General features: G+C 71.6%; 5 protein-coding genes. 4 read left to right on the top strand and 1 reads right to left on the bottom strand.

The window, feature by feature from the left end; genetic code table 11:
- Nucleotides 1–89: 89 nt before the first annotated feature.
- The 4 genes from ACQKIP_RS38650 (at nt 90) to ACQKIP_RS38635 (ending at nt 4,079) form a co-directional block, all read left to right on the top strand.
- Nucleotides 90–1,088 (top strand): FecCD family ABC transporter permease, encoded by a 999-nt coding sequence (locus ACQKIP_RS38650; protein WP_365860340.1) that lies wholly within the window; start codon nt 90–92, stop codon nt 1,086–1,088.
- Between the two features lie 65 nt (nt 1,089–1,153).
- The gene (locus ACQKIP_RS38645) at nt 1,154–2,218 is read left to right on the top strand and encodes a FecCD family ABC transporter permease (protein WP_427745216.1); all 1,065 of its coding nucleotides are present in this window, start codon (nt 1,154–1,156) and stop codon (nt 2,216–2,218) included.
- Complete coding sequence (locus tag ACQKIP_RS38640; protein WP_365860338.1) at nt 2,215–3,072, top strand: ABC transporter ATP-binding protein; 858 nt, start codon at nt 2,215–2,217, stop codon at nt 3,070–3,072. The genes ACQKIP_RS38645 and ACQKIP_RS38640 overlap by 4 nt, the downstream gene beginning before the upstream one ends.
- Nucleotides 3,069–4,079: an ABC transporter substrate-binding protein gene (locus ACQKIP_RS38635; protein ID WP_365860337.1), complete on the top strand. Its 1,011-nt coding sequence runs from the start codon at nt 3,069–3,071 to the stop codon at nt 4,077–4,079. Before ACQKIP_RS38640 ends, ACQKIP_RS38635 begins: the two co-directional genes overlap by 4 nt.
- Before the next feature lie 3 nt (nt 4,080–4,082).
- Here ACQKIP_RS38635 and ACQKIP_RS38630 read toward each other — a convergent pair whose 3' ends face one another.
- Complete coding sequence (locus ACQKIP_RS38630; RefSeq protein ID WP_365860336.1) at nt 4,083–5,078, bottom strand: hypothetical protein; 996 nt, start codon at nt 5,076–5,078, stop codon at nt 4,083–4,085.
- Nucleotides 5,079–5,359 lie beyond the last annotated feature (281 nt).

Below are 5,359 nucleotides of genomic sequence, written 5' to 3'. Positions count from 1 at the left end.
CCCGTAGACTGAGCCGCTTAGCCAAGCCTTACTTCCGGGCTCCGCTTCCGCGGTACGCCGTGCCGATTTCTCCGAAACGAGCTCAGCCGATGCGTGTGCCCGCCAGACGCGCCGTCGCGATGACGGCGGCCGTCGTGGCCCTGCTGCTCGCGGTCCTCCTCAGCCTCTCCGTCGGCGCCCGCGCGATCGCGCCGTCCGCCGTCATCGACGCCCTGCTGCACGGCGGGCACAGCGACGCCGCCGAGGTCGTCCGCGAGATGCGGGTGCCGCGCACGGTCATCGGCCTGATGGTGGGCGCCGCGCTCGCCCTGGCCGGCACGGTCCTCCAGGGCATCACCCGCAACCCCATCGCCGACCCCGGCATCCTCGGCGTCAGCCAGGGCGCCTCGGTGGGCGTGGTCGCGGCGATCGCGTTCGCGGGGGTGCACACCCTGACCGGGTACGTCTGGTACGCCTTCGCCGGTGCGGGCATCGCGTCCGTCGCGGTGTACGCGATCGCCGCCAGCGGCCGGGGCGGGGCGACCCCCGTCAAGCTCGCCCTGGGCGGCGCCGCGATCAACGCGCTCCTGGTCTCCGTGACCACCGCGATCCTGACCACCAGGGCCTCCGCCCTGGACGAGTTCCGCTTCTGGCAGGTGGGCTCGCTCTCCGGGCGCGACGCGGAGATCGTCGGGCAGATCTGGCCGTTCCTGCTGGTGGGCCTCGTCCTTGTGCTTTCCGTGGCGCGCGGCCTCGACGCGCTCGCCCTCGGCGAGGACGTCGCCAGGGGGCTCGGGCAGAAGGTCGCGACCGTGCGGATCGTCGGCGGGCTCGGGGCGACCGTGCTCACCGGCGCGGGCGTGGCGGCGGCCGGTCCCATCGCGTTCATCGGCCTCGCGGTCCCGCACATCGCTCGCGCGATCGTGGGCAGCGGGCATCGCTGGGTGCTTCCCATGGCCGCTGTCCTCGGGCCCGTCATGCTGCTCGTCTCCGACACGGTGGGGCGCGTCGTCTTCCCCCCGAGCGAGGTACCTGCCGGGGTGATGACCGCGCTCATCGGGGTTCCGTTCCTGGTGACGCTGGTGCGGCGGAAGGCGGTTGCTGCCTGATGTCCGTCGCCTCTGAACCGCCGCTTCGCGGCGGATCTCTCCCACCCACCCACCCGACTCGCCGCATCAAGCCGGCCGGGTACACCGTGCTTCGGGTTCGCCGTGCCGCCTTCTTGCTGCACCGGCGCACGGCCTTGGTCGCCGTAGGCCTCACCCTGCTCCTCGCGGCAAGCTGCCTCGCATACCTCTGCGTGGGCGAGTCCTTCGTGCCGCCGGGGGAGGTCCTGAAGGTCCTGACGGGGCAACCGTCGCCCGACACACTGGTCGTGGGAACGCTGCGCGAACCCCGCATGGTGGTAGGCCTCCTCGTCGGCGCCGCCTTCGGAGTCGCGGGCGGGCTCATCCAGACCGTCGCCCGCAACCCCCTGGCCAGCCCCGACATCATCGGCATCAGTCAGGGAGCGAGCGCCCTGACGGTGGGTGCGATGACCCTCGGGGTCACGTCAGCGACCGTCCTGCCCTACCTCTCGGTCCTCGGCGGTGTCGCCGCCGCCGCTCTCGTGTACGTGTTCGCCTGGCGCGGCGGCCTGCACGCCACCCGCTTCGTGCTCATCGGGATCGGCTTCGCGATCGCCCTGCGGTCCGTGACCACGCTGTTCATGACCAAGGGCGACTACCTCGTCGCCCAGCAGGCGCAGATCTGGATGACGGGCTCGCTCAACGGCCGCGGCTGGACCGAGGCCCGGCCGCTCGCCCTGACGCTGCTCGTCCTGCTGCCGTTCGTGCTCTGGGCCGCCCGCGCCCAGCGCTCGGTGACCATGGACGACGACACGGCGACCGCGCTCGGGGTGCGGTTGGGGCGCGTACGCCTCGGGCTCGTGCTGCTCGGCGTCGTCCTCGCCTCCGTGGCGACCGGCGCCGCGGGGCCCGTCGACTTCGTGGCGCTGCTCGCCCCGCAGATCGCCCGCAGGATGACCCGGACCGCACAGATCCCGCTGCTCTGCTCGGCGCTCCTCGGCGCGCTGATCATGGTCGTCGCCGATCTGCTGGCCCGGCGGCTCTTCTCGCCGACCGAGCTGCCGGTCGGCGTTCTCACGGCGGCCGTCGGAGCCCCGTACCTGATCTGGCTGATCATCAGAAGCCACGGCGCCCGCCGCGGTCGTTCCGTCAGCAATGGAGGCACCTCGTGACCGCCGCCCGCCTCAGCGCCCGCGAGCTGACCCTCGCCTACGAGGACCGCGAGGTCGTCCACGGGCTCGACCTCGCGGTGCCCGACGGCAAGGTCACGGTCATCGTCGGCCCCAACGCCTGCGGGAAATCGACGACTCTGCGCGCGCTCGGCAGGCTGCTCAAGCCGAAGGGCGGCGCGGTCCTGCTCGACGGCGACGCGCTCACCAAACTCCCCACCAAGAAGATCGCCCAGCAGATCGGGCTGCTCCCGCAGACACCGGTCGCGCCGGAGGCGATCACCGTCGCCGACCTCGTCGCGCGCGGGCGCCAGCCGCATCAGCACTGGTGGCAGCAGTGGTCCGACGAGGACGAGCGGGCCGTGACGGAGGCGATGGAACGTACCGACGTCACCGCGCTCGCCGAACGGTCCGTGGACGAGCTCTCGGGCGGTCAGCGCCAGCGGGTGTGGATCGCGATGGCCATCGCCCAGGAGACGGACATCCTGCTCCTGGACGAGCCGACGACGTATCTCGACATCTCGCACCAGGTCGAAGTCCTCGACCTGGTGCGCCAGCTGGCCGCCGGGACGGGCGAAGGCGAGCGCGGCAGGACGGTGGTCGTCGTGCTGCACGACCTCAACCAGGCGGCCCGTTACGCCGACCATCTCGTCGCCATGAAGCAGGGCCGGATCGTCGCCGAGGGCGCGCCGGCCGATGTCGTCACCGAGGAACTCGTCCGCGAGGTGTTCGGTCTGGAGTGTGTGGTGGTACCGGACCCGGTGACGGGGTCGCCCCTGGTCGTCCCGGGGGCTCCGTGGGCCGCGGAGCCGCGCCCGCACCCCCCGTCCGACCGAAAGGTGGCCCCCAAGCCATGACCACCGCGAACTCCTCGCCCGCAAGGACCGACTCCCCCCGCCGCCGTCGCCGCACCACCCTCGCCGCCGGGGCACTCGCCCTCGGCGGCGCGCTCGCGCTCGGCGGCTGCGGCTCGTCGGACTCCGGTACTGATGCCGCGGGTTCGGGCCCGGGCAGGACGCACGTCGTGAAGACCGCCATGGGCGAGGTGAAGGTTCCCGTCTCCCCCGAGCGGGTCGTCGTCCTCGACACGGCCGAGCTGGACTCCGCGATCACCCTCGGCGTGAAGCCGGTCGGCGCCACGCACGTCGAGGCGTCGTCGGGCTTCCCCGCCTACCTGCCGAAGGACGAGGTCAGCGGCATCGAGGACGTCGGCGAGATGCTGAACCCGAACATGGAGGCCATCGCGGCCCTCAAGCCGGACGTCATCCTCACCAGCAAGATCCGGCATGCGGCGAAGTACGACCAGCTCAGCCAGATCGCGCCGACGGTGATGACGGAGAACACGGGCTATCCCTGGAAGGCGAACTTCCGGGTCCACGCGGCGGCGCTGGGCAAGCAGGCCGAGGCAAAGAAGATCGTCTCCGCCTACGACTCCCACGCCGGGAAGGTCACCGACGCCGTCGGCGGCCCGGAGAAGGCCAAGTCGACGAAGGTCAACGTCGTCCGCTTCGTGGAGGGCGCGGACATCCGCATCTACGGCGAGAAGACGTACATCGCCACGCTCCTCAAGGACGTGGGCCTGGGCCGCCCCGCGATCGCGGCCAAGGCCAAGGACGGCTTCTCGTACGACGTGTCGCCCGAGAAGATCGACTTGGCCGACGCGGATGTCATCTTCCGTGCCACGTACGGCGATCCGAAGAAGTCCAAGCAGACGCAGACCATCGGCAGCGGCCTGTGGAAGAACATGGGCGCGGTGAAGTCGGGCGACGTCCACCCGGTCGACGACGAGCTGTGGATCCAGGGAATCGGCTACACGGCGGCGAACAAGATCCTGGACGAGATGCGGACGGCGCTGACGAAGTAGCCGTTACGACCGCCGCTGGGATCTCCACAGGAGGTAGAGGGCGGAGGCGATGGCTGCGCCGCGTACGACCCAGGGCCAGGTCTCGGCCATGGCGTCGCTCATATGGCCTTCGACGATGGGGTCGCCCCAGCGGCGTTCGCTCCTGCCCCACAGCCAGGTGATCCCGGCCGCCACGGAGAGGCCGGGCAGCCCGATGACGGCCCACTTCGCCTCGGCACGGCTGAGCCTTCGCGAGGCGTACGCCAGCAGCCAACCGCCGCCGAGGGCGAGCCAGTTGCCGAGGATGGCGCCGACGGTGAGGAGCGCTGCGGCGAGCAGGAGGAGGGGGTTGGTGAAGCGGGGCGCGAGGGCTGCGGGCCGAGCAATGCGGAGGCGCCGCCGCCGCGGAGCCTCAACCTGCTCCTCCCCTTCTCCCTCCTCCTCTTCCTCGTCCTCGTCCTCTTCCTCATCCACGGGCTCTACGGGGCGCTTCTTGGGCGGGGGCTTGAGGAGTTCCGGGATTTCCACGCCGCCGGTGAAGCCGGGCACGCTGTCGCCGAGGCCGAAGGGACTGCTGTCCGTCCGCCACCAGTCGGGCTCGGATCCGCTGTCACCGAGCTCGTCCGTGCCAGCGAGGTGCGGCGGGGCGGGGCCGGGGTCCTCTTCGGGGAGCTCCGGTTCCGGGGCGGCGGGACGGGGCCGCGGAACGACACGACGCAGCCGCCGTTCCTTGGGCGCAGGGGGCTCCGGCACGGTACCGGCACTGCTGCTCCTGCCGCTGCCGCTGCCATCACCACCACCGGCGGCTTCGACAAGATCCTCTGGGGTGCCGAGGCGGTCGAGGATGCGGCGTATGGCGGCGGGGCTTTCGGCCGCGGTCTTGGCTCTGGTCCGGTCGATCTCGCTGCGCAGGCCGGAGACCAGGCGCATGCGGGTGCCTGACGGCAGCTGTTGCTGCTGGGCCAGGTCTCCGACGCGGCTCAGATAGTCGTAGACGAGCTGATCGCTCTCGATCCCCACGAAGTCCCCTCCGGAGCGGCCCGGTTGACCCCCGCCCTCAGTACCCAACCCACCGACCGTACCGCGTCCCCCGCCCCCGAGGGGCGACCCCCTCACCCCACCCTCCACGACCTGAACAGCACCGAACAAGCTTTCCCACCCACCCGCCCGTTTGCCCCGCAGTGACGGAGCGGGCGGGAGGGTGCTTCGGTCAGGTGTGGAGCGGATGGGTAATGCGAGCGGGGTGGGGGCGGGTGTTTCGGTCAGGTATGGGACGGGCGGGTAGAGCTGCGGGGCGGGGC

The organism is Streptomyces sp. NPDC059900, from assembly GCF_050270335.1.
GTDB lineage: Bacteria > Actinomycetota > Actinomycetes > Streptomycetales > Streptomycetaceae > Streptomyces.
The sequence above is the reverse complement of the archived record's forward strand: the minus strand, read 5'-3'. Positions and strand labels throughout refer to the sequence as shown.